Annotated in this window: 16 protein-coding genes; 12 read left to right on the forward strand and 4 right to left on the reverse strand. The window is 70.9% G+C overall.

Annotation, left to right across the window (positions count from 1 at the left end; all coding sequences use genetic code 11):
• The first annotated feature begins 46 nt into the window (after positions 1 to 46).
• The 9 genes from arfA to AC2DGY_RS01110 all read left to right on the forward strand — a co-directional run bounded on the left by arfA (position 47) and on the right by AC2DGY_RS01110 (position 11,389).
• On the forward strand, positions 47 to 1,582 hold the full coding sequence (gene arfA, locus AC2DGY_RS01070) for an arabinosylfuranosidase ArfA (RefSeq protein ID WP_484507848.1): 1,536 nt from the start codon (positions 47 to 49) through the stop codon (positions 1,580 to 1,582).
• A 101-nt stretch (positions 1,583 to 1,683) separates the two neighbouring features.
• The gene (locus tag AC2DGY_RS01075) at positions 1,684 to 2,250 is read left to right on the forward strand and encodes an acyl-CoA thioesterase (protein WP_484507849.1); all 567 of its coding nucleotides are present in this window, start codon (positions 1,684 to 1,686) and stop codon (positions 2,248 to 2,250) included.
• A gap of 96 nt (positions 2,251 to 2,346) precedes the next feature.
• Positions 2,347 to 6,027 (forward strand): proline dehydrogenase family protein, encoded by a 3,681-nt coding sequence (locus AC2DGY_RS01080; protein ID WP_484507850.1) that lies wholly within the window; start codon positions 2,347 to 2,349, stop codon positions 6,025 to 6,027.
• 242 nt (positions 6,028 to 6,269) lie between these two features.
• Complete coding sequence (locus AC2DGY_RS01085) at positions 6,270 to 6,704, forward strand: hypothetical protein (protein ID WP_484507851.1); 435 nt, start codon at positions 6,270 to 6,272, stop codon at positions 6,702 to 6,704.
• Positions 6,704 to 6,922 (forward strand): helix-turn-helix transcriptional regulator, encoded by a 219-nt coding sequence (locus AC2DGY_RS01090; protein WP_484507852.1) that lies wholly within the window; start codon positions 6,704 to 6,706, stop codon positions 6,920 to 6,922. Before AC2DGY_RS01085 ends, AC2DGY_RS01090 begins: the two co-directional genes overlap by 1 nt.
• 4 nt (positions 6,923 to 6,926) lie before the next feature.
• Positions 6,927 to 7,910 (forward strand): NAD(P)-dependent alcohol dehydrogenase, encoded by a 984-nt coding sequence (locus AC2DGY_RS01095; RefSeq protein WP_484507853.1) that lies wholly within the window; start codon positions 6,927 to 6,929, stop codon positions 7,908 to 7,910.
• A 223-nt stretch (positions 7,911 to 8,133) separates the two neighbouring features.
• On the forward strand, positions 8,134 to 9,030 hold the full coding sequence (gene ddaH / locus AC2DGY_RS01100) for a dimethylargininase (RefSeq protein WP_484507854.1): 897 nt from the start codon (positions 8,134 to 8,136) through the stop codon (positions 9,028 to 9,030).
• On the forward strand, positions 9,027 to 10,244 hold the full coding sequence (gene rocD, locus AC2DGY_RS01105; protein WP_484507855.1) for an ornithine--oxo-acid transaminase: 1,218 nt from the start codon (positions 9,027 to 9,029) through the stop codon (positions 10,242 to 10,244). The genes ddaH and rocD overlap by 4 nt, the downstream gene beginning before the upstream one ends.
• 56 nt (positions 10,245 to 10,300) lie before the next feature.
• On the forward strand, positions 10,301 to 11,389 hold the full coding sequence (locus AC2DGY_RS01110) for a hypothetical protein (RefSeq protein ID WP_484507856.1): 1,089 nt from the start codon (positions 10,301 to 10,303) through the stop codon (positions 11,387 to 11,389).
• Between the two features lie 35 nt (positions 11,390 to 11,424).
• On the opposite strand, the gene AC2DGY_RS01115 is transcribed toward AC2DGY_RS01110, so the two are convergent.
• Positions 11,425 to 15,123, reverse strand: a complete 3,699-nt coding sequence (locus tag AC2DGY_RS01115) for a S8 family serine peptidase (RefSeq protein ID WP_484507857.1) — start codon at positions 15,121 to 15,123, stop codon at positions 11,425 to 11,427.
• Positions 15,124 to 15,369: 246 nt separating this feature from the next.
• Between AC2DGY_RS01115 and AC2DGY_RS01120 the strand changes: the two genes are divergently transcribed.
• The 3 genes from AC2DGY_RS01120 to AC2DGY_RS01130 are packed head-to-tail and all read left to right on the forward strand — an operon-like array spanning position 15,370 to position 19,053.
• Complete coding sequence (locus AC2DGY_RS01120; protein ID WP_484507858.1) at positions 15,370 to 17,226, forward strand: circularly permuted type 2 ATP-grasp protein; 1,857 nt, start codon at positions 15,370 to 15,372, stop codon at positions 17,224 to 17,226.
• Positions 17,220 to 18,152, forward strand: coding sequence for an alpha-E domain-containing protein (locus tag AC2DGY_RS01125; protein WP_484507859.1), 933 nt, complete (start codon positions 17,220 to 17,222; stop codon positions 18,150 to 18,152). The genes AC2DGY_RS01120 and AC2DGY_RS01125 overlap by 7 nt, the downstream gene beginning before the upstream one ends.
• 55 nt (positions 18,153 to 18,207) lie before the next feature.
• Entirely contained in the window at positions 18,208 to 19,053 is an 846-nt protein-coding gene (locus AC2DGY_RS01130; RefSeq protein ID WP_484507860.1) for a transglutaminase family protein, read from the forward strand.
• A gap of 147 nt (positions 19,054 to 19,200) precedes the next feature.
• Here the strand turns inward: AC2DGY_RS01130 and AC2DGY_RS01135 are convergent, their stop codons facing one another.
• Genes AC2DGY_RS01135 through AC2DGY_RS01145 form a run of 3 tightly spaced genes read right to left on the reverse strand, consistent with a single transcriptional unit; the run spans position 19,201 to position 22,256 of the window.
• Positions 19,201 to 20,202, reverse strand: coding sequence for a LacI family DNA-binding transcriptional regulator (locus AC2DGY_RS01135; protein ID WP_484507861.1), 1,002 nt, complete (start codon positions 20,200 to 20,202; stop codon positions 19,201 to 19,203).
• Between the two features lie 60 nt (positions 20,203 to 20,262).
• Positions 20,263 to 21,420 (reverse strand): Gfo/Idh/MocA family protein, encoded by a 1,158-nt coding sequence (locus AC2DGY_RS01140; RefSeq protein ID WP_484507862.1) that lies wholly within the window; start codon positions 21,418 to 21,420, stop codon positions 20,263 to 20,265.
• The gene (locus AC2DGY_RS01145) at positions 21,417 to 22,256 is read right to left on the reverse strand and encodes a class I fructose-bisphosphate aldolase (protein ID WP_484507863.1); all 840 of its coding nucleotides are present in this window, start codon (positions 22,254 to 22,256) and stop codon (positions 21,417 to 21,419) included. Before AC2DGY_RS01145 ends, AC2DGY_RS01140 begins: the two co-directional genes overlap by 4 nt.
• Between the last annotated feature and the right edge of the window lie 148 nt (positions 22,257 to 22,404).

Raw genomic sequence — 22,404 nt, forward strand, 5'->3', positions numbered from 1 at the left:
TTTCCCCTCACCGCACAGATCTTTCCGCTCACCGCACAGGAGAACCATGCCCCGCACCCGCATCGTCATCGACCGCGACTTCACCGTGGCCGACGTACCCCGGCGCCTCTTCGGCTCGTTCGTCGAGCACATGGGCCGCTGCGTGTACACGGGCATCTTCGAGCCGGGGCATCCCGAAGCGGATGAGCGCGGATTCCGCCGCGACGTGCTGGCGCTCGTGAAGGAGATGGGTCCCACGGTGGTGCGCTATCCGGGGGGCAACTTCGTGTCGGGGTACCTGTGGGAGGACGGCGTGGGTCCCGTCGCCGACCGCCCCCGGCGGCTGGACGGTGCGTGGCACACCGTCGAGACCAACGCGTTCGGCCTGCACGAGTTCGTCGACTGGGCGAAGGAGGCGAACGTCGAGGTGATGGAGGCGGTCAACCTCGGCACCCGGGGGGTCGAGGAGGCCCGGGCGCTCGTGGAGTACGCCAACCACCCCGGCGGCACGTACTGGTCGGACCTCCGTCGGCGCAACGGAGCATCCGAACCCTTCGACATCCGCCTGTGGTGCCTCGGGAACGAGCTGGACGGACCGTGGCAGATCGGCCACAAGACCGCGCACGAATACGGCCGGCTCGCGCAGGAGACGGCGAAGGCGATGCGGTTCGTCGACCCCGACCTGGAACTGGTGGCCGTCGGCTCGTCGAACCGGCAGATGCCGACCTTCGGCTCATGGGAGCACACCGTGCTCACCCACGCGTACGAGGAGGTGGATTACATCTCGATGCACGCGTACTACCAGGAGCGCGACGAGGACTCCGCCTCCTTCCTGGCCGAAGCCGTCGACATGGACGCCTTCATCGAGGGCGTGGTGTCCACCATCGACGCGGTCAAGGCCGCCGGCAAGCACCGCAAGCAGGTGAACATCTCCTTCGACGAATGGAACGTCTGGTACCAGGAGGGGCTGCAGAGCGAGGATCAGCCGCACCTGGTCGCTCGGCAGTGGCGGGAGCATCCGCGTCTCATCGAAGACACGTACTCCGTCACCGACGCGGTCGTGGTCGGCACCTTCCTGCACAGCCTGCTGCGCCACGGCGACCGCGTGCGCATCGCCAACCAGGCGCAGCTGGTCAACGTCATCGCGCCCATCCGCTCGGAGGAGAACGGCCCCGCGTGGCGGCAGACGATCTTCTGGCCGTTCGCGCGGATCGCGCAACTCGCCCGCGGACGCATCCTGCGCCTGGCCGTCGAGTCGACGCAGGTCGCGACGGCGAAGTTCGGAGACGTGGATGCGGTGGACGCGGCGGCCACGTGGGACGAGGAGTCCGGTCGCGTGGCGCTGTTCCTCGCGAACCGGTCGATGGACGAGGACGCCGCGGTGACACTGGAGCTGCGCGGACTCGGTGTCACCGGCGTGCGCGACGCGGAGGTGCTGACCCTCCCCGAGGGCGGCGACCGGCACACCGCCAACACGCAGGATGCCCCGGACTCGGTGGGCCTCGTGCCCCTGCGCTCCGTCGGGCTCGAGGACGGCGTGCTGCGCGCGACGCTCCCGCGGCTGTCCTGGGCCGTCGTGCAGCTGGACGTCGCGGTCGCCTGACCTGTGCCGGGTGAAGCCTCGGGGCGGCCGAGGTCGGTGCGGGCTGTGAAGCTGCCCAACGGATGCGGCATCCTGGCGCCCGGCGGCTACGATCGCGGATCGTGAATCTCCTCTGGCGCACCCTCCTCGTCCTCGCCCGAGCCCGCCGTCGCGCCCGCCGTCCCGGCGGACGCCTCGGCCTGACCGAGGTCGGCCGCATCCGCCTCACGACGCTGCCCACCGACATCGACCTGTTGCGCCACATGAACAACGGCCGGTACCTGTCGCTGTTCGACCTCGGCCGGTGGGACCTGATGGTTCGCACCGGCATCTCCGACAAGATGCGCGAGCAGGGCTGGTATCCGGTGGTGTCCAGCGAGACGGTGACGTTCCGCAAGTCGCTGAATCTGTGGCAGCGGTTCGAGCTGGAGACCCGCCTCCTCGGGCACGACGACCGTGCGCTGTACCTCGAGCACCGCGCGGTGGTCCGCGGCGAGATCTACGCCCGCGCGATCATCCGTGCGCGCATGCTCAAGCGCGAGGGCGGAACGGTCGCACACGACGAGCTGTTCGCCGCCATGGGTCAGCCGGACGGCCTCCCGGATGTCGAGCCGTGGGTGCACGACTGGGCTGCAGGGTCGGCTCTCCCCTCCACACGGCGCCCGGCACCCAGCGTCTGGGACGTGTGATCGGACACCGCGGATTCGGATGGCGGCGAGCATCCGAATGCGGCCACGGCGCCCGAATCCGGGGATGCGCGAGAGACCGCGCCTAGGCTGATCGGCATGAGCACGACTGCGCCCGCGCTGCCTCCGGATCTCGCGGATCGCGCGGTCGAGCTCGCCCAGCGCTGGGTCGCCGAGGCGGCCGCCGAGCCGGTCGATCCGTCGGCCGCACGGCTGGCGGGTGTGCTCCGCGACCCGCAGGGGCTGCCGTTCACGGTCGGGTTCATCGATGGCGTCATGCGGCCGGAGAGCCTCGCGGCCGCCGCATCCCAGTTGCATCGCATCGCTCCGCTCGTCCCCGACTTCCTGCCCTGGTACCTGCGCGGGGCCGTGCACCTGGGCGGGATCATCGCCCCGGCGCTGCCGGCGCCCGTCGTGCCGATCGCGCGACGGGCCCTGCGCGACATGGTCGGCCACCTCGTCGTCGACGCGCGACCCGACAAGCTCGGGCCCGCCCTGGCGAAGCTGCGCGAGAGGGGGGCGCGGCTCAACCTCAATCTCCTCGGCGAAGCCGTGCTCGGCGAGGAGGAGGCGAAGCGCCGGCTCGACGGCATCCACGACCTCATCCGACGCCCCGACGTCGACTACGTGTCGGTCAAGGTGTCGGCGATCGCGTCGCATCTGTCGCTGTGGGCCTTCGACGACATGGTCGACCGTATCGCCGAGCGCCTCCTGCCGCTCTACCTCAGCGCGGCCGCGGACGGCACCTTCGTCAACCTCGACATGGAGGAGTACCGCGACCTCGACCTGACCATCGCCGTGTTCACGCGCCTGCTCGAAGACCCGCGCCTGACGAGCCTGGACGCGGGCATCGTGCTGCAGGCCTACCTCCCCGACGCGCTCCCCGCGCTCCGCCAGCTCACCGCCTGGGCGCGGCAGCGCGTCGCCGGGGGCGGAGCCGGCATCAAGATCCGCCTCGTCAAGGGCGCCAACCTCGCGATGGAGCGAGTGGATGCGGTCATCCACGGGTGGGCGCTGGCCACCTACGACAGCAAGCTCGACACCGACGCGAACTACCTGCGCTGCCTCGACGAGGCCCTCCGGCCCGAGTCGGTCGCAGCCGTGCGCGTGGGCGTCGCCGGGCACAACCTGTTCGACATCGCGCACGCGTGGCTGCTCGCCGGGGAGCGGGGCGTCCGCGACGCGGTGGAGTTCGAGATGCTCCTCGGCATGGCGCAGAGTCAGGTCGCCGCCGTTGCGCGCGAAGTCGGGCGCGTGCTCCTGTACGTGCCGGTCGTCCGCCCCGACGAGTTCGACGTGGCGATCAGCTACCTCGTGCGCCGGTTGGAGGAGAACGCGTCCGGCGAGAACTTCCTCTCCGCCGCGTTCGACCTCGCCGAGGATCCCGAGCTGCTCTCGCGGGAACGCGACCGGTACGTCGCCTCTCTCGAGCGCGCCATCGACCCGCGCCTGCCGCTCGGCTCGAACCGCGAACAGGAGCGCCAGTCCGATCCCGACCTGGATGCGCCCCGCATCCTCCGCGACCCGCCCGCCGCCGAGGAAGGTCTCACGCAGGCCGTCCTCGGGATCGCGCGCTCGGCCGACACCGGCCCCGCGCAGGTGCTGTTCGGCGGGGAGGCGTTCGTCGAGACGGCGGTGTTCTCCGAGCGCGAGGGCACGGCCGATGCGGTGGGCGCTCCGGGATTCCGGAACGCGGCCGACTCCGATCCCGCGCTTCCGGCCAACCGCGAATGGGCGGCGGCGATCCTCGCCCGTGTCGCCGGCTCGACCGCCGGTGACGCCGCGGTGCAGGCTGCGCGGGTGGACGACGCCGGAGGACTGGACGCCGTCATCGAGGGCGTGCGGGATGCGGCGGCGGCATGGAGCGCGCGCCCCGCGGCAGAACGGGGCGAGGTTCTCGCCCGTGCCGCCCGCGTGCTCGCCGCGCGTCGGGGAACGCTCATCGAGGTCGCCGCATCCGAGACGGGCAAGGTGTTCGCCGAGGCTGACATCGAGGTGAGCGAGGCGATCGACTTCGCGAACTACTACGCGGCGACCGCTCGGGAACTCGACCGCGTCGCGGGAGCGGTGTTCACCCCGGCCCGGGTGACCGTGGTCGCGCCCCCGTGGAACTTCCCCGTCGCCATCGCGGCCGGGGGAGTGCTCGCCGCACTCGCCGCCGGCAGCGGGGTCGTGCTCAAGCCCGCGCCGCAGGCCCGGCGGTGCGCCGCCGTGGTGGCCGAGGCGCTGTGGGATGCGGGCGTTCCCCGCGATGTGCTCGCGCTCGTCGACCTCGACGAAGACGCCCTCGGCCGGACGCTCATCGAGCACCCCGCCGTGGAACGCGTCGTGCTGACGGGATCGTGGGAGACCGCGCAGCTGTTCCGTTCGTGGCGGCCCGACCTCCCGCTCCTCGCCGAGACGAGCGGGAAGAACGCCGTCGTCGTGATGCCTTCCGCCGACCTCGACCTGGCCGCATCCGATCTTGTCCGCAGCGCCTTCGGGCACGCCGGGCAGAAGTGCTCGGCGGCATCGCTCGCGATCCTCGTCGGACCCGTCGCCCGTTCGCGCCGTTTCGCGCAGCAGCTGGTGGACGCCACGACGTCGCTCCGCGTGGGCCCCGCCTCCGACCCACTGAGCGAGGTGGGCCCGGTCATCGAGGAGCCGCGCGGCACGCTGCAGTGGGCGCTCACGACCCTCGGCGAGGGCGAGCGGTGGCTCATCCAGCCGCGAGAACTCGACTTCGGCCCTGACGAGGCCGGGCGCTACTGGACGCCGGGCATCCGAACCGGCGTCGCCCCCGGTTCGCGGTTCCACCGCGAGGAGTTCTTCGGCCCCGTCCTCGGGGTCATGCACGCGAACTCGCTCGCGCAGGCGCTCGAGTTCCAGAACGCCGTCGAGTTCGGTCTGACCGCCGGCCTGTATACGCAGAATCCCGACGACCTGGCGCTGTGGCTCGACCGCGTGCAGGCGGGCAACCTCTACGTCAATCGGAGCATCACGGGCGCGATCGTGCAGCGGCAGCCCTTCGGCGGCTGGAAGCGCTCGTCGGTGGGACCGGGCGCGAAGGCCGGCGGCCCGAACTACCTCGTGGGGCTCGGCTCGTGGCGCGGCACCGCGGGCGCGCCGCCGTCCTCCACGCTGCATCTGCGGGGTCTCGATTCCCGCATCACCGGGGTCATCGAGGCGGCTCAGTCGTCGCTGGACTACGAGGCGTTCGAGTGGCTGCGCCGCGGCGCCCTCTCGGACGCGATCGCGTGGGACCGCGACTTCGGGCGGGTCAAGGACGTGTCGCACCTGGGCATCGAACGCAACCTCCTGCGTTATCGGCCGGTGGATGTCGCGGTGCGGGCGACGGCGGATGCGCCGTGGCAGGCCGTGCTGCGGGTGGTTCTGGCCGGTGTGCGCGCCGGGGCCGGGTTCACCCTCAGCGCCCCGGTGGGCCTTTCCGCCGAGGTGCGCCGCTCGCTCGGCGAGCTTGGCGTGCCCGTGTCGGTCGAGACCGACGAGGAGTGGATCCAGCGGATGGTGGCCGGGGGTGGGGCCAGCGTGCCGGCCGAGGATGGAGCATCCCCGCCGCGCGCCCCGCGGGTGCGGCTGGTCGGCGCGGCCGGCTCCGTCGCGGCGCTTCACCGCGCGCTGGCGCACGCCGTCGACGGCGACCCCGACCTGGCGGTCTACACCGACGAGGTCACCACGGCCGGCCGGATCGAGCTGCTGCCGTTCCTCCACGAGCAGTCGATCAGCATCACCGCGCACCGGTACGGCACCCCCGACCCCTGGACTGCCGCCATCATCTGACCCTCCCGCCCCCCTCCCGCCCGCCCCCTCCCGCCCGCCCGCTCCTGCCGGCCCCCCGCAGGCCCGGCGAAAAACGACGATCCGGACGAGAAACGGCGCGACGCGTGCCGTCTCGTCCGGAACGTCGTTTCTCGCGGGGGGGGGCGAAGAGGCGCGGGAACGAGGGTGTAAAGAATTCTTGACATGGGAATGCGCGCGTGGCATGCTTCCGATGTAAAGAATTCTGTACATCGGAGGATGACATGGTCTACCAAGAGCGCAACACGTGGTCGAGCCTGGTGGTGACGATCGTGTCTCTGACCGTCTACGTCGTCCTCGTGCTGCAGCAGGCCGACGGCGGCCCGCTGACCGAGGTCGACTGGGCGCCGATCATGCTCTGGACGATCGGCATCTCGATCGTCGGAGCGATCCTCGTCAGCATCCTGTGGGGGATCTTCGCGGGCATGCGCGACCCCGACGGGGTCGGCCGGTCCGACCAACGCGACCGCGACATCGCGCACCTGGGCGACCGCGTGGGGCAGGCGTTCATGGTCATCGCAGGCCTCGGTGGGATCGTGCTGTGCGCGGTCGAAGCCGACGGGTTCTGGACCGCCAACACCCTCTTCTTCGGCTTTGCGCTCTCGGCCTTCGTGGGCGGCATCGCGCGGGTCATCGCGTACCGGCGCGGGCTGGTCTGATGGTCAAGCCCACCCGTGTCACCAACGAGATCCGCGCCCTCCGCGCCGCCCACGGCGACATGACACAGGCCGAACTCGCCCGCCGCGTCGGCGTCACCCGCCAGACCCTCATCGCGATCGAGCAGGGGCGCTACTCGCCCACGCTCGAGCTCGCCTTCCAGATCTCCCGCGTCTTCGGTGTTCCGCTGGACGACGTGTTCTCCTACCCCGAGGAATGAAGCCATGGATGCTGCCGGAACCCTGCCCCGCACCCGGACCGTGTGGCGCCAGCACGCCTACGGCTCGGCCGACGCCGTCGCCGCCGAGACCGCCGAGCTTCCGCGTCCCGGACGCGGCGAGGTGCTGCTGCGCGTCGAGGCGGTGTCGCTCAACTCGGGCGACGTGCGGATGATGCGCGGCGACCCGCCGCTGATCCGGCTGTTCGCGGGGCTCCGCCGCCCTCGCATCCGCGGACGCGGTATGGACGTGGCGGGCACCGTCCTCGCGCTCGGCCCGGGCGTCGAGGGCTTCGCCGTCGGCGACAGCGTCGTGGGCGCCGGCAGCGAAACGCTCGCCGACTTCGCCGTGGCCCGTGTCTCTCGCCTCACTCGCCGTCCGCCGTCGGTCGACGTGACGGTCGCAGCGGCGCTGCCGATCGCGGGGAACACCGCCGTCGCCGCACTCGACGCCTGCCGCGTCGCCTCCGGCCACCGCGTGCTCGTCGTCGGCGCCGGCGGGGGAGTCGGAACCTTTACGGTGCAGCTGGCCGCCGGGCGCGGCGCCGAGGTGTGGGCGACGTGCGGGGCGAGGGCCGAGGAGACCCTCCGCGGGCTGGGCGCGACGCGCACGTTCGACTACCGCCGCACCCCGCTCAACGAGCTCCCGCCGGCGTCCTTCGACGCGATCATCGACATCGCCGGCGAGCCGCCGCTGCGGACCCTCCGCGATCTCCTGCGCCCACGCGGCACGGTCGCGGTGGTGGGAGGAAGCAGCGGCATCCTCAGCCCGATTCCGCGGATGCTGCGAACCCTCGTCGTGCGGGGACGTTTCCGCCCGATCGCCGCCGTGACCAAGCCCGCCGTCACCGCCGACCTGCTCGAGCTGGCCGCCGCGGGCCGCCTGACCCCGGAGATCGAGGCGACCTGGCCGATGTCGGAGGCGCGCGCCGCCCTGGCCTCGGTGGACGCCGGGCACACCATCGGCAAGGTGGTCGTCCTCGCCGACTGACCCGCGCCCCGGCGGCCCCCACCGCGAGAAACGGCATTCCGGACGAGAAACGGCGCGGCGCGTGCCGTCTCGCCCGGAGTGTTGTTTCTCGCTGGGGGGAGGCATCCTCTCGTCTTTGCCGGATGCCGCGTGGCACAATGGTCGCGGCGTGTCCGGATCGTCGGCTTCCCCAGCTCCACCGGGCCTGTGGACAGCGTCCGCCGACCTTCATCCGAGGAGCCGTATGTCCGCGCACGAATCCATCGCTCCAGCTGCGAGCACCGACCCCATCCAGCAGCACCGGCGGTACCTCATGTGCCGCCCCGAGCACTTCACCGTCAGCTACAGCATCAACCCGTGGATGGAGCCCACGCGGCCCACCGACACGGCGCGCGCCATCCAGCAGTGGCAGAGCCTGTACGAAACGTACCGCGCCCTCGGCCACGACGTCGAGCTCATCGACCCCCTCGAGGGCCTCCCCGACATGGTGTACACCGCCAACGGCGGTTTCGTGATCGACGGCATCGCGTACGGTGCGAAGTTCCGCTTCGCCGAGCGCGGGCCGGAGGGCCCGGCGTTCATGCGGTGGTTCGGCGAGAACGGCTTCGAGGTCGTAGACCCGGCCGAGGTCAACGAGGGCGAGGGCGACTTCCTCCTCGTGGGTGACACCATCCTCGCCGGCACCGGGTTCCGCTCCACCGGCGACAGCCACCGCGAGGTCGGGGATGTCTTCGGCCGCGAGGTCGTCTCGCTCACCCTGACCGACCCGCGGTTCTACCACCTCGACACCGCGATCTCCGTCCTCGACCCGGTCCAGGGCCCCTCGACAGGCTCAGCGGCCGGTGGTGTGGAGCGCGCGAACATCGCGTACCTCCCGAGCGCCTTCGACGAGCGCAGCCAGGGCGTCCTGCGCGAACGTTACCCCGACGCCATCCAGGTCTCGGATGCCGACGGCGCCGTGTTCGGGCTGAATTCCGCCAGCGACGGACGCAACGTGATCATCTCGCCGCGGGCGACCGGGTTCGAAGCGCAGCTCCGCGAACGCGGGTACACCCCGGTTCTCCTGGACCTGTCCGAACTGCTCCTCGGCGGCGGCGGCATCAAGTGCTGCACGCTCGAGCTGCGCGGAGGAACCCGGTGAGCACGCCGCTCGACACCGGAACCGTGCGGATCATCGCCGGCGAGGCCGAGCACGTCGCCGCCAACTACTCGCCCCTTCCCGTCGTCATCTCGCGCGGCGAAGGCGTCTGGGTCACCGACGTGGAGGGCAAGCGGTACCTCGACCTGCTGTCGGCGTACTCGGCACTGAACTTCGGCCACGGGCATCCCGCGATCCTCGCCGCAGCCCAGGAACAGCTGACGCGAGTCACTCTCACGAGCCGCGCGTACCACAACGACCGGCTGGGCCCCTTCGCGGCGGCGCTGGCGGACCTCTGCGGCAAAGACCTCGTGCTGCCGATGAACACCGGCGCCGAGGCGGTGGAGACCGGCATCAAGGTGGCCCGCGCGTGGGGCTACCGCGTGAAGGGCATCGCCCCGGATGCGGCGACCATCATCGTCGCGGACGGCAACTTCCACGGCCGCACCACCACGATCATCGGCTTCAGCGACGACCCCTCCGCCCGCGATGACTTCGGCCCCTACGCGCCCGGATTCATCCGGGTGCCCTATGGGGATGCGGCCGCGATCGAAGCGGCGATCGACGAGAACACCGCCGCGGTGCTGATCGAGCCGATTCAGGGCGAAGGCGGTGTGATCATCCCGCCCGAGGGCTACCTCCGCGCCGTGCGGGAGATGACGACGACCAACAACGTGCTGTTCATCGCCGATGAGATCCAGTCCGGCCTCGGGCGCGTCGGCACGACCTTCGCGTGCGATCGCGAGGGCGTCGTCCCCGACGTCTACCTCCTCGGCAAGGCGCTGGGCGGCGGCATCCTGCCCCTCTCGGCCGTCGTCGCCGACCGCGACGTGCTGGGCGTGATCAGGCCGGGCGAACACGGGTCGACCTTCGGCGGCAACCCGCTCGCCACGGCCGTGGGTCTGCGGGTGGTCGAGATGCTCGCCTCCGGAGAATTCCAGACGCGTGCCACCGCGCTCGGCGAGCACCTCGAGGGCAAGCTCGCCGAACTCGTGGGCTCGGGGGTCACGGCGGTGCGCATCGCGGGGCTCTGGGCCGGTGTAGACATCGACCCCGCGGTGGGGACGGGCCGCGAGGTGGCCGAGCGGCTTCTGAAGCGCGGCGTACTCGTGAAAGACACGCACGGACAGACCATCCGCATCGCGCCGCCCCTCGTCATCCGCGCGACCGAACTCGACTGGGCCGTCGAGCAGCTCACCATCGTCCTGGCGGCCTGACGCGGAGGCTGTGGAGGGAAACATGTCCGCAATATGCGGGCGGTTACTCTCGCTGCATGGGTGAACCGTTCCCGGGCCACGGAGCGACTCCGGCCTCGGGCGGGGCTGCGTGGGGCACCACGGCGGAGCGTGCGTCGCAGGCGCGGGACGGCGACGGGCCGGCGGACCGCGGTCTGCTCGACCCTGACGAGGAGACCGCCTACCGGGTGATCCTCGGGTCGGGGGCGACCGACGCCGCGCGCGTGGCCGAGGCGATGCGAGTGCCGCTGCCCGATGCGCGTCGGTTGGTCGAGCGGCTGCGTGACAGGGGGCTCGTCAGCCACGGTGCGTCGCCGGACGGGACGGTCGAGGCCGTATCACCCGATGTCGCCTTCGCCGCCCCGCTGGCTCGTCACCAGCAGGCGCTGGATGCGTCGCGGCTTCTGGTCGCCTCGCTGAGCGAGACCTACCGGACTGCGAACCGGCGCCGCGACCCGCGCTTCGTGGTCGAGGTGGTCACCGGCGCGCAGCCGCTGCGCGAGACCCTGCGCGCGCTGCAGTCCTCCGCGCGGCAGGAGATCCTCTGGTTCTGCCGGGCCAACCCGCTGGCGATGGCCGGTACCGAGAACGGCGAGGAGCGTGCGGCCCTGGAGCGCGGCGTGCGCTATCGAGCCGTGTACGAGCGGGCACTGCTGGAGATGCCGGGCGAGATGGACGGGGTCGCCCAGGCGATGGGGTGGGGTGAGGAGAGCCGGGTGGTGCCTACCCTCCCCGTCCGGCTGGCGATCGTTGACCGCACCACCGCGCTCTGCCCTCTGCTTCCGGACGCCGACCGCGGGGTGGCCGAGCCGACGGCCGCGGTGATCGGTCCCGGGCAGCTCCTCGACGCCCTCCTCGCCCTCTTCGACAGTGTGTGGGAGGGCGCGACCCCGCTCCGCCTGGCCGGTGCCGCGGAGGACGACCGCACCGAGTCTCCGGATGTGACGGAGGAGGATCAGGCTCTTCTCTCGCTTCTCGTGGCCGGCATGCCGGACAAGTCGATCAGCACCCTCCTCGACATCAGCCGGCGCACCGTCCAGCGCCGCCTCATGCGCCTCATGGCTCTCGCCGGTGTAGACAGTCGGCCCGCGCTGGCCTTCCAGGCAGCACGGAGGGGCTGGCTCTGATCCGAGCCAGCCCCTCCGGTGTCAAGCCTCCGGTGTCAGCCTCGCCCGTAGGCGTCGATGACGGTCTGCTCGACCTGGCGATCCTTGCCGGCGGACGCGACGACCCGGACGGACACGGGCGCGTCTCCGCGCGGCACCTCGACCTTCACGTCGCCCTTGCGGCCGCTCACGCGTGCGGGCTTCCACGTCGCACCCGCGTCGGAGGAGAGCCACACCTCCACCTTCGCATCGCGGACCGTCGCGCCGGCTGCATCCGTGATGCGGATCGGCAGCGTGTGCGAGCGCCGGGATGCTGTTCCGGTGTCGTCGACCGGAGGCTCGTACGAGACGTGGATGAGCGGCAGTTCCGCCGTCTTCCCGTCCGCCGGGCGATCCGAGCGGAAGGTCCACGCCGTATCGACCGCGGGCGACCAGCGCCACTCGGGGGTATCCCGCCGTGCCGAGAGCTCGAGCCGGTAACGGCCCGCCCCGCCCGGCACGTCGACGTCTGCCACGCCCGAGGTCGTCTCGGCGACCAGGGTGTCGTCGCGGAAGAGCCGCGCCGCCGTGCTCGATGTCTCGCCGATCGAGAAGTGGCCCTCCGCATCCACGTACTCCGGGATCCGCAGCGACATCACATCGTCGGTGCGCGTGGAGGGCACGCCCGCCACGCCGGCTGAGCGCATCACGGTGCCGTACCAGGTCTCCTCGGAGTGTCCGGGTTCATACGTCCGGGGCAGCCCCGCCACCCCGCCCTGCAGAGCCCCCCAGTTGAGGTCGAAGCGCGATGCGAGGACTCTGTGCTGCCACAGCGAGTCATCCGCCGTGACCCACTCCTCCCGCGTCGAGGGTGTCGCCACGATCCGCGACGTGTCGTTCAGCGCATACTCCTGCCACGGCCGCCAGCTGAATCGCTGCTCATCCGTCCACGGGAAGCCGCCGGTGTCGGAGTAGGTGGTGCGGACGCGGTGAGTGTTCGCCTTCGTCACCTCGATCTCGATCCCGTCCGGGATGCTCCCCGAGACGGAGTGCTGGATGTCGTAGAGGTAGGGGCTCGACCGACTGACCTCGAGCTTCGCCGTCGCGCCGCGCTTTCGAGCGAGCGCGAGGAGCTTCTCGCCGTCGCGGGCGTTCGTCACCATCCCCGGGATGGGATCTCGTTCGGCACTCGGGTCGAAGACGTCGCGGATGGAGAATTCCTCGGGGAAGACGAGGATGACCGCTGCCGCACCCGCCGCGGCCGCACGGGCGACCAGGTCGTCCTGCTCGCTGGCGTCGGTTGCCTCGATGACGGCGATTCGCCCGCGTACGCCGGCGAAGTCGGGTCCCGGGGCCACGAGCCCCAGCGTCCGCGGACGATCCCACTGGGGAGACGTCGCGATCAGGTTCATCACGGGGACCCCGTCGAAACCGCGGGTCTCGAGGACGGCGGAGGGGCGCACCATCTGCCGACGTGAGGAGAATTCGAACGCGCCGTCGGTGACCTCCTTCGTGGGGGTGACCCACACGCCGGTCTCGCCGAACTCGCGGACTCCTGCGCTGACGGCGCGACCACTCGCGAATTTCCGGTAGGCGTAGAAGCTGTGCACCGTCTGCTGCTGGGCGAGCTGCGGGGTGCGCACGGTCACCTCACGCGTCTTCCGAGCGTCGAGCACGATCGACATGTCGCCGGTGACCTCCACGTTGGGATCGACGATCGCCGCCGTGCGCGGGTGCTGTCCGCCTCCGTTGGTGATGAGACCGCTGAGGAGGTAGGAGCCCTCCTCGAGGAAGATCTGCCGTGGCCCCTCGTTCTCGCCCACCCAATCGAACACATCGGTCCCCAGGCGCTCGCCGAAGAAGTCGACGGGAGCGGTCACCGGCTCACCCTCGAAACCGACGGCGGTGACCGTGACGCGGTGCTTGGGCCCGGTGCGGATCGCGCCCACGGCGGTCTGCACGCTGACTTCGCCGTCGGCCGAGGTGGCCGTCAGGGCGCCCGACCAGTTGGCGCGGGGCAGGAGGCCCGAATCGAGGGTCACCGTGACGTCCGCCGACCCCTTGGCGGGGATATCGACGCTCTCAGGCGCCGTGAACGCGTCCGACGTCACGCTGCGATCATCCGCGTTGCGCACGTCCAGTGCGAGGGCCAGCCGGACGGCGTCGGACGAGTCATTGCGGTAGGTGATCGTCCGGGTGACGGGTGCATCCTCGCTCACGTGCGCGAAGTCGACCGACCCGCTGGCGCGCACCTGCTGGCCGATGGCGCGGGTCACGTCGACCTCGCCCGCGCCCTGCTCCCACACCGACGCGTCGGGAGCGGAGGTGGCCGAGCTCATCAGCAGTTCCTTCAGCTCGGCGCCGGTCAGTTCGGGCCGCTGCTGGGCCAGAAGCGCTGCTGCCCCGGCGACGTGCGGGGTCGCCATCGAGGTGCCGGAGGCCGCTGTGTAGAGGTCGTTCACCGCGTCGCCCATGTCGGTGCCCGCCGCTCGGGCGGCGACGATGTCCACTCCCGGCGCCGAGATGTCGGGCTTGAGGGCTCCGTCTCCATAGCGCGGTCCACGGCTGGAGAAGTCGGCCATCGCGCCCTCGGCGTCCACGGCGGCGACTGTGAGTGCACGGGCCGCGGTACCGGGGGCACCGACGGTCTCGACACCGCCTTCGTTCCCGGCAGCGACGACGAACAGCGTGCCGGTCTCGGCCGCGAGGCGGTCGAGCGCGACGCTCAGCGGGTCGGTGCCGTCCGTCGGTCCGCCACCCAGACTCATGTTGACGATGTCGGCGCCTTCGGCCGCTGCCCACTCCATGCCGGCGATCACCCAGGAGAACTGGCCGAACCCGTCGTCGGCCAAGACCTTCCCGATGAGGAGGTCGGCATCGTAGGCGACGCCGCGCTCGCGGCCCTCGCTGCCCGCCCCCGTTCCTGCGATCGTCGAGGCCACGTGAGTGCCGTGGCCGAAGAGGTCGCTGGTTCCCGTCGCGCTCTCGGAGAAGTCCTCCGCCGCCGCGACCCGGTCGGCGAGATCGGGGTGCGTGGCATCCACACCCGTGTCCAACACCGCGACCTTGACGCCGTCGCCGGTGTAGCCCGCCGCCCAGCCGTCGGGTGCGCCGATCTGGCCCACGCTCTGCTCCAGCGTCGGGCGCACGATCCCGTCCAGCCACAGACCCGACATGCCGTTGCCGAGGGAGACGCTGCTGGATGTGTCGGCCACTCCGGTCTCGCCGGGTGTCAGGGTGCGCCAGAGCTCGGCCAGGGAATCGGTTCCCGTCTCGAGGGCCGTGCCGTCGATCGAGGGGAGCGGGCGGGTGGCCGTCGCCTCCGGGAAGGACTGGGTGCGGACGGCCTCGGGGTCGGCGTAGGTCGCGATGAGGGGAAGCGCATCACGCTCGGCGTAGCCGTCCTCGATGAGCCCGGTGATGTCGAACAGTCGCCGGTCCAGGAGCGACGCGGCCAGATAGGGAACGGTGTCGCTGGGGATGACGAGGAACCTTCCGTCTACCTCGGTCGTCTGGAAGGTCACGCTTTCGCGCCCCTCGGCCGGGGCGACCGAGACGGTCTTGCGTCCCGCGGCCGCGTCGCCGACGGTGACGACGTCGCCGGTGACGAGCGTCACGCTTTTCTCGCCGGCGCCCGCCGACGCGGCGAGATCGGGCGACGGCGGAGGCGGGGATGCGGCGCCCAGGGACGCGGTCGCACCCGTCAGGACGAGCGCGGTCGACAGGGCGGCAGCGAGAGTGCCTCGCCAGGGGATGCGGATGGGACGAGCGGACATGCGTCTCCGAACGTGTGGTGACCAGGGGGTGCCTTCAGTGTGGCCAGTCGATGTGCGCCGCGGGTGCCGCAAATGCGCCGTGACGCACGTGCGCCACCTCCGCGGGGGAAGTGGACTGCGGCAGGGGGTGTCGACCCCGGGTCCGCGAGGGGGCGAGCGGTCGGGAACCCTGGGCGGCGAGAGGGCGGCGCGCAAGCCCCTGGGTCGGAAACATTTCGGCAACACGGCCCCGGATAGGCTCATGACATGGGTGACCTGTTCGACGGCTACGGCGCCACGTTGGCCCCACGCAAGACCCCGTCCGGCATCCCGCCCTTCGACGAGATGTTCGGTGATCCGGCGCATCCTGGGGCGCACACGGAATCCCGCGAGGCGTATCGCGAGCTCTATCGGGCACTCGCCCAGATGACGCAGGACGAGCTGCGCGGACGCACCGAGTCGCTCGCCAGTTCCTACCTTGCGCAGGGTGTGACCTTCGACTTCGCCGGGGAGGAGCGACCCTTCCCACTCGACGCGGTACCGCGGATCATCGACTACGACGAGTGGTCGCGGATCGAGTCGGGGGTCAAGCAGCGCGTCCGCGCGCTCGAGGCGTTCCTCGACGACGCTTACGGCAGCCAGCACTGCGTGCGCGACGGCGTCGTCCCCGCGCAGCTGATCGCGTCGTCGCAGTACTTCTACCGCCACGCGGCCGGCATCCGCAGCGCCAACGGCGTCCGCATCCAGGTCGCCGGAATCGACCTCATCCGCGACGAGCACGGCGAGATGCGCGTGCTCGAAGACAACGTGCGCGTGCCCAGCGGCGTCAGTTACGTCATCTCGAACCGCCGCGTCATGGCGCAGACCCTGCCCGAGCTGTTCACCTCCCTGCGCGTCCGCCCGGTCGGCGACTACCCGAACAAGCTTCTCGCCGCGCTCCGCGCCTCCGCCCCGGGCGGGATCGACGACCCGAACGTGGTCGTGCTCACCCCCGGCGTGTACAACTCGGCATACTTCGAGCACACGCTCCTCGCCCGGCTCATGGGCGTGGAACTGGTCGAGGGACGCGACCTGCTGTGCGTGGGCGGCAAGGTGTTCATGCGCACGACGCGCGGACCCAAGCGCGTCGACGTCATCTACCGCCGCGTCGACGACGAATTCCTCGACCCGCTCCAGTTCCGTGCCGACTCGATGCTCGGTGCCCCGGGATTGATGCTCGCCGCCCGTCTGGGCAACGTGACCATCGCCAACGCCGTGGGCAACGGCGTGGCCGATGACAAGCTCCTCTACACCTACGTGCCCGAGCTCATCCGCTACTACCTCGCGGAAGAGCCGATCCTCCGCAACGTCGACACGTGGCGCCTGGAAGATCCGGGTTCGCTGGAAGAGGTGCTCGACCGACTCGACGAACTCGTCGTCAAACCCGTCGACGGGTCGGGCGGCAAGGGCCTGGTCGTCGGTCCCGACGCCTCCCCGTCGGAGCTGGAACAGCTCCGGCAGCGCCTGATCGCCGACCCGCGCGGGTGGATCGCTCAGCCGGTGGTGATGCTGTCCACCATCCCCACGCTGGTGGAAGACGGGATGCGGCCGCGTCACGCCGATCTGCGCCCCTTCGCCGTGAACGACGGCGACGACGTGTGGGTGCTTCCCGGCGGGCTCACGCGCGTGGCGCTTCCCGAGGGGCAGCTCGTCGTCAACTCCAGCCAGGGCGGCGGATCCAAGGACACGTGGATCGTCGGCGGGTCGGCTCCCACCCACGTCGAGTACGGCCAGGGCATCGGCCTCGCCGGACTCGTGGCCGATCAGGCGGCGACGATCACCGCCTCGATCCCGATCGTCTACGACGGGCAGCCCGAGGTGACGCACTCGCCGCACGACCGCCCCCGCAGCCGCACGGAGCAGCAGGAGCAGCAGCAACAGGCCGAGCCGGCCGCATCCGAGCACGGTCCACAGCACGAGCAACAGCAGCAGGCCCGTCAAGTTCCCGCCGCCCGCCCCGCCCGCCCCGCCCGCACCGTGTCTCACATTCTGCAGGAATCAGTGCCCCATTCTGCAGATGCTGAGACACGGTCTGCGGAAGGTGAGACACGCGGGCGAGGGACCAGGGAGGACGGCTCATGCTGAGCCGCATTGCGGAAAGCTTGTTCTGGATCGGGCGCTACATCGAGCGCAGCGACGGCACGGCACGCATCCTCGACATCCACCTGCAGCTGCTGCTCGAAGATCCTTGGATCGACGAAGACACCGCGTGCCGTTCGCTGCTGAGCGTCATGGGGTCGGTCGTCCCCGAAGGCGACGACAAGGTGCGGCGCGGCGAGGTGCTGCAGCGCCTGGCCGTGGATCGCATGAACCCGGCGAGCATCGCGTATGCCCTGACCGCCGCGCGCGAGAACGCCCGCCGTGCCCGCGAGATCGTGTCCAGTGAGCTGTGGGAGACGCTGAACACGACGAACTCGCGGATGCCGCGGCGCCTGCAGACCGACAAGGTGCACGAGTTCTTCGGGTGGGTGCGCGAACGCTCTGCGCTCGCGGTGGGCATCGTCGACTCGTCGACGAGCCGGGATGAGGCGTGGCAGTTCTTCACGCTGGGGCGCAGCATCGAGCGCGCCGACATGACCGCGCGGCTCCTGGCCACCCGCTCGCTCACGCAAGCGTCGGGCCCGTCGTGGACGACTATCCTGCGCTCGTGCGGCGCGTACGAGGCGTACCTGCGGACGTACCGCGGCATGCCCAGCGCCCGTAATGCGGCGGAGTTCCTGCTGCTGGACCGCCTCTTCCCCCGCTCGATCATCTACTCGATCCAGCGTGCCGAGGAGTGCATGAGCGCCATCGACCCGCGGGCCGATCGTGTCGGTCACTCCAACACGGTGCTGCGGGCGCTCGGACAGATCCGCAACGACCTCGAGTACCGGCCGATCAGCGACATCCTCGGTGAGCTGCCGCTGCACATGCAGCGTGTGCAGAAAGTCACGCGCGAAGCATCCGAAGCCATCCGCTCGCGGTTCTTCCCGGCCCAGGCCGAGCCCAGCTGGATCGGAGAGATCTCGTGATGGTTCGACACTCTCACCCAGCGGGGGTCCACCCCCGTACGCGCAGGTGGCAGGCATGAAGCGACTCCGCATCGAACACTCGACGGGCTTCTCGTACCAGGGCGATGTCTCGGCGTCGTACAACGAGGCCCGGATGCTGCCCGGTTCGACCGACAGCCAGTTCGTCCTGAGCTCCGCGCTGGAGATCGAGCCGTCCACGACGGTGAACACGTACGTGGACTACTTCGGCACGCGCGTCAGCGCGTTCGACGTGCTCTCCCCGCACGCGTCGCTGGCGATCACGGCCCGCTCGCTCGTCGAGGTGCGGCCCCGCCCCATCCAGCATCTCGACCTCACATGGGACGGGCTCGCCACGGAGGCGGCGCGATCGATGGGCACGGTCGAGCAGCTCGTGCAGTCCCCGCGCACGCGGGCCCACCCCGAGGTCGCCGACATCGCCCGCACGATCGCGGCGCAGCACGATCATCCCGGGCGCGCCGCGCACGCGATCGCCGAGGCGATCGGGGATGCGGTGGAGTACATGCACGGCATCACCGGCGTCCACTCGACGGCATCGGAGGCGTGGGAGGCGCGCAAGGGCGTGTGTCAGGACATCGCGCACATCACCCTCGGGGCGCTGCGGGAGGTCGGCATCCCCGCCCGCTATGTGTCGGGCTACCTGCATCCGCGCCCCAGCGCCGAGGTGGGCGTCGCCGTGACCGGGGAGTCCCACGCGTGGATCGAGTGGTTCGCCGGCGACTGGCAGGGCTTCGATCCGACCAACAACATCGAGATCGGCGACCGGCACGTGCTGGTGGGCCGGGGCCGCGACTACAACGACGTCCCGCCGCTGCGCGGCGTCTACGCCGGCCCGTTCAAGTCGCAGCTGCGCGTGAAGGTGACGATCACCCGCGAGGCGTAACGCCCCCGCACGCCCTTCCCGCCCTCCCGCTCCTGCGCGAGAAACGACATCCCGGACGAGAAAGCCCGCGCCGCGGGGCGTCTCAACCCGTTCGTCGTTTCTCGCGCATGGGCGGCGCGGCGCGGCGCAGGCGCGGGCGCGGGCGGGTCAGCGGGCGTAGCCGCCGCGCGTGACGAGGCGGGTGGGCAGGAGGAAGCGGGAGGGCTCGGAGTCGGCGGAGCCGTCGATGCGGGCGAAGAGCATCTCGGCCGCGGCCCGTCCGAGGTGCTCCGCGTCGTAGTCGACGATGCGGATGCGGCGGGGCAGCACCTCCGCCAGTTCGAAGTCGTCGAACCCGCTGATCGCGACATCCGCATCGCGGGGGAGGATCGCCTCGAGGGCGCCGATGGTCGAGCGGTTGTTGCCGCAGAAGACGGCCGTGGGGGGTCGATCGGAGCCGAGGAGGCGCTCCATGGCGTCGCGCGCGGCAGCCGGGGTGTGCAGGCCCGTGACGACCAGCGCCGAGTCGGGCGTCCGGCCGGCCCGCGCGAAAGCGTCGAGGGCGCCCTCCCTCCGCTCGGCCATCGTGAAGATGGACGGCGAGTCCAGCAGCACGGCGATCCGCTCGTGCCCATCGTTCAGCAGCTCGGCGACAGCATCCCGCGCGCCCCCGCGATTGTCGATGAGCACGGCGTCTCCGGCCAGGCCCGCGCCCGGGCGGTCGAGGAACACCACGGGCGTTCCGGCGGCCACTTCGCCCGCCAGGTATGACTGGTCGTGGCCGGCGGGAACGAGGAGGAGCCCGCCGACGCGGCGCTGGCACAGGTCCAGAGCGAGCGTACGTTCGGCCGCGGCATCCTCTTCGCTCGAGGCCATGATCACCTGCATCCGCCGCGACACCGCGATCGTCGACACCGCCGCGGCGATGGTCGTGTAGAAGGTGTTGGACAGGTCGGCGGCGAGGAAGCCGATCGTGTCGCGGCTTCCCGAGCGCAGGCTCGCCGCGAGGGCATTGCGGTGGAAGCCGAGGTGGGCGATGGATGCGTTGACCCGCTCGATCAGCGCGGCGTCGACGTTGGGCTGGCCGTTGATCACGCGGGAGACGGTCTTCAGGCTCACCCCGGCGTCGGCTGCCACGTCCACCATCGTGGGTCGACCGCTCTTGCGCATCCAGTCCTTCCTGCGACGTTCCGGATCGATCCTAGGGATCCGCCACGCCCGCGGCGCGGATCAGCGGATGACCGGCACGAGCGCGCCCTGCTCGGAGGAGGCGATCGCCGCGGCGAAGATGCGGTGGGTCAGCGCCGCCTCGTCGGGGCGCACCGTCCCGAACCGGTCGCCGAGGTCGCCGGTGTACTCGGCGAGGAAGGCCGCCCACATCTGCAGGATGGCATCGCTGAATCCCGATTCGAAGTTCGCGCCGGTGACCGTCGGCCACACCGACTGGCTGCCGGCGTCGATGCGCTGCCAGCTCTGCTCACGGCCACCGCCGGGGACGTCGATGACGGCGAACACCTCGACCGACTTCGGGTTCTTCGTGCTGAACCGCACCCCGCCGTCCATGCCGATCGCTTCGAACTCCCACGTGTTCTTCTCTCCCGGAGCGATGCGCTTGGTCTCGGTGGACAGCACGAAGGGAGCACCCTCGTGGGTGGTCCAGCTGTGGATGACCGCGTTGTCCCAGGTGTCGCAGGGGAGCAGGGTGCCGTCGGGTCCCGGACGCTCGGTGACGATGTCCTGCAGGATGCCGACGACCCGGTCGGGCGCCCAGCCCAGGCGCAGCGGCACGTGCCACGTGTGCATCCCCAGGTCGTTCATGACGCCGGCCTCGCCGCAGAACTGCTTCTGCCGCTTCCAGTTGAGCGGCTTGGCGGTGTCGAGGTCGCTGGAGTGCAGGAAGGTGCATTTCGCCTCGATGACGCGGCCGAGTGCGCCGCTGCGGATGTAGTCGACGGCCGCCTGCGCTCCCGGGAAGAACGGCATCTCGCTCGAGACGCGGACGAACGACCCCGGGGTTTCGTCGATCGCGCGGAGTACCGCATCCGCTGCCGCCCCGTCGATCCCGAACGGCTTCTCGGCGAGCAGCGCCTTGCCCGAGCGGATGGTGTCGACGTAGAGCTGCTCGTGCAGGTCGTGCCGCACGGCGATGTACACGACGTCGATGTCGGGATCGGCGAGAAGCTCGCGGTAGTCCGTCGTCTTCAGACGCACGGTGTCGATGGTGTCGAACCACTCCATCGCGGCGGGGTTGATGTCGCAGATCGCCACCAGCTGCGGATCGGCGGGATGGTCCAGGAGTGCGGGCCACCGTCGCAGTGCCGCCGCGATCTCGCGGCCCATGAGGCCGCCGCCGATGATGCCGACGTTCACGCGCCGGGCGGCGGTCATCGCTCTGCCCCGATCAGCGCGAGCGCCTCGTCCACGGAGACGTCGTCGTGCACCACGGCCATGAGCGCCGCGGTGATACCGGCGGGATGCGGATGCTGGATGACGTTGCGGCCGTAGACGATGCCGCGCGCGCCCTGGGCGAGAACCGCTTGGGTGCGCTCGAGGAGTGTGCGGTCATCCACCCGTCCGCCGCCGCGCACGAGCACGGGGGTGTCGGCGGCGGCCTGCACGACGAGGTGGTAGTCGTCGATGTCGTCGGTCGGGTCGGCCTTGATGAGGTCGGCGCCGAGCTCGCGGGCCTGGCGCACGAGGGTGACGATCTTGCGCGTGTCGCCGTCGACGGTGTAGCCCCCCTTGTCGGAGTTGGTCTGCATCACCAGCGGCTCGATCATGAGCGGCATCCCGTACCGCTCCGCATCGGTGCGGAGGGCGAGGATCGAGCGGATGCACTGCTCGCGCACCTCGGGGTGCCCGGGAAGGTCGAGAAGGTTCACGCACACCGCGACGGCGTCCAGGCGCACCGCGACCTCGATCGCGTCGGGCACGTGGATGCTGTGCAGCGGCGACTCCAACGGGCTGTTGTAGACGTTCGCGATGTCGGTGCGCAGCACCAGCCCGGGCTTGTGCTTCCCTGGCACGGACTGCAGGAGCGGCGCCTGGCCGAGTGTCAGCTGGATCGCGTCGGGGCCCGCGTCGACGAGGGTGGCGACCGTCGCGCGCATGTCTTCGATGCCGGAGAGGAACGCGTGCTCGTGGAACGCGCCGTGGTCGACGGCGACGTCGAGGGCGCGCCCGGATCGCGGGTGGAAGAGGCGGTTGAGCCGGTGCTTCGTCATGGGAGGTCGTTCTCCGAGAGCTGGATGCGGGAGCCGCACCGATGCGGCGGCCCTCACAGTATGAGCAGGCTGAGACAACGTTGTCAACCGAGCCGTACCGGGCGCGACCCGGACCGAACTCAGTCTCGATGGATAGTCCCGGATGCGC

It is taken from the genome of Microbacterium sp. Z6_144, from assembly GCF_057197625.1.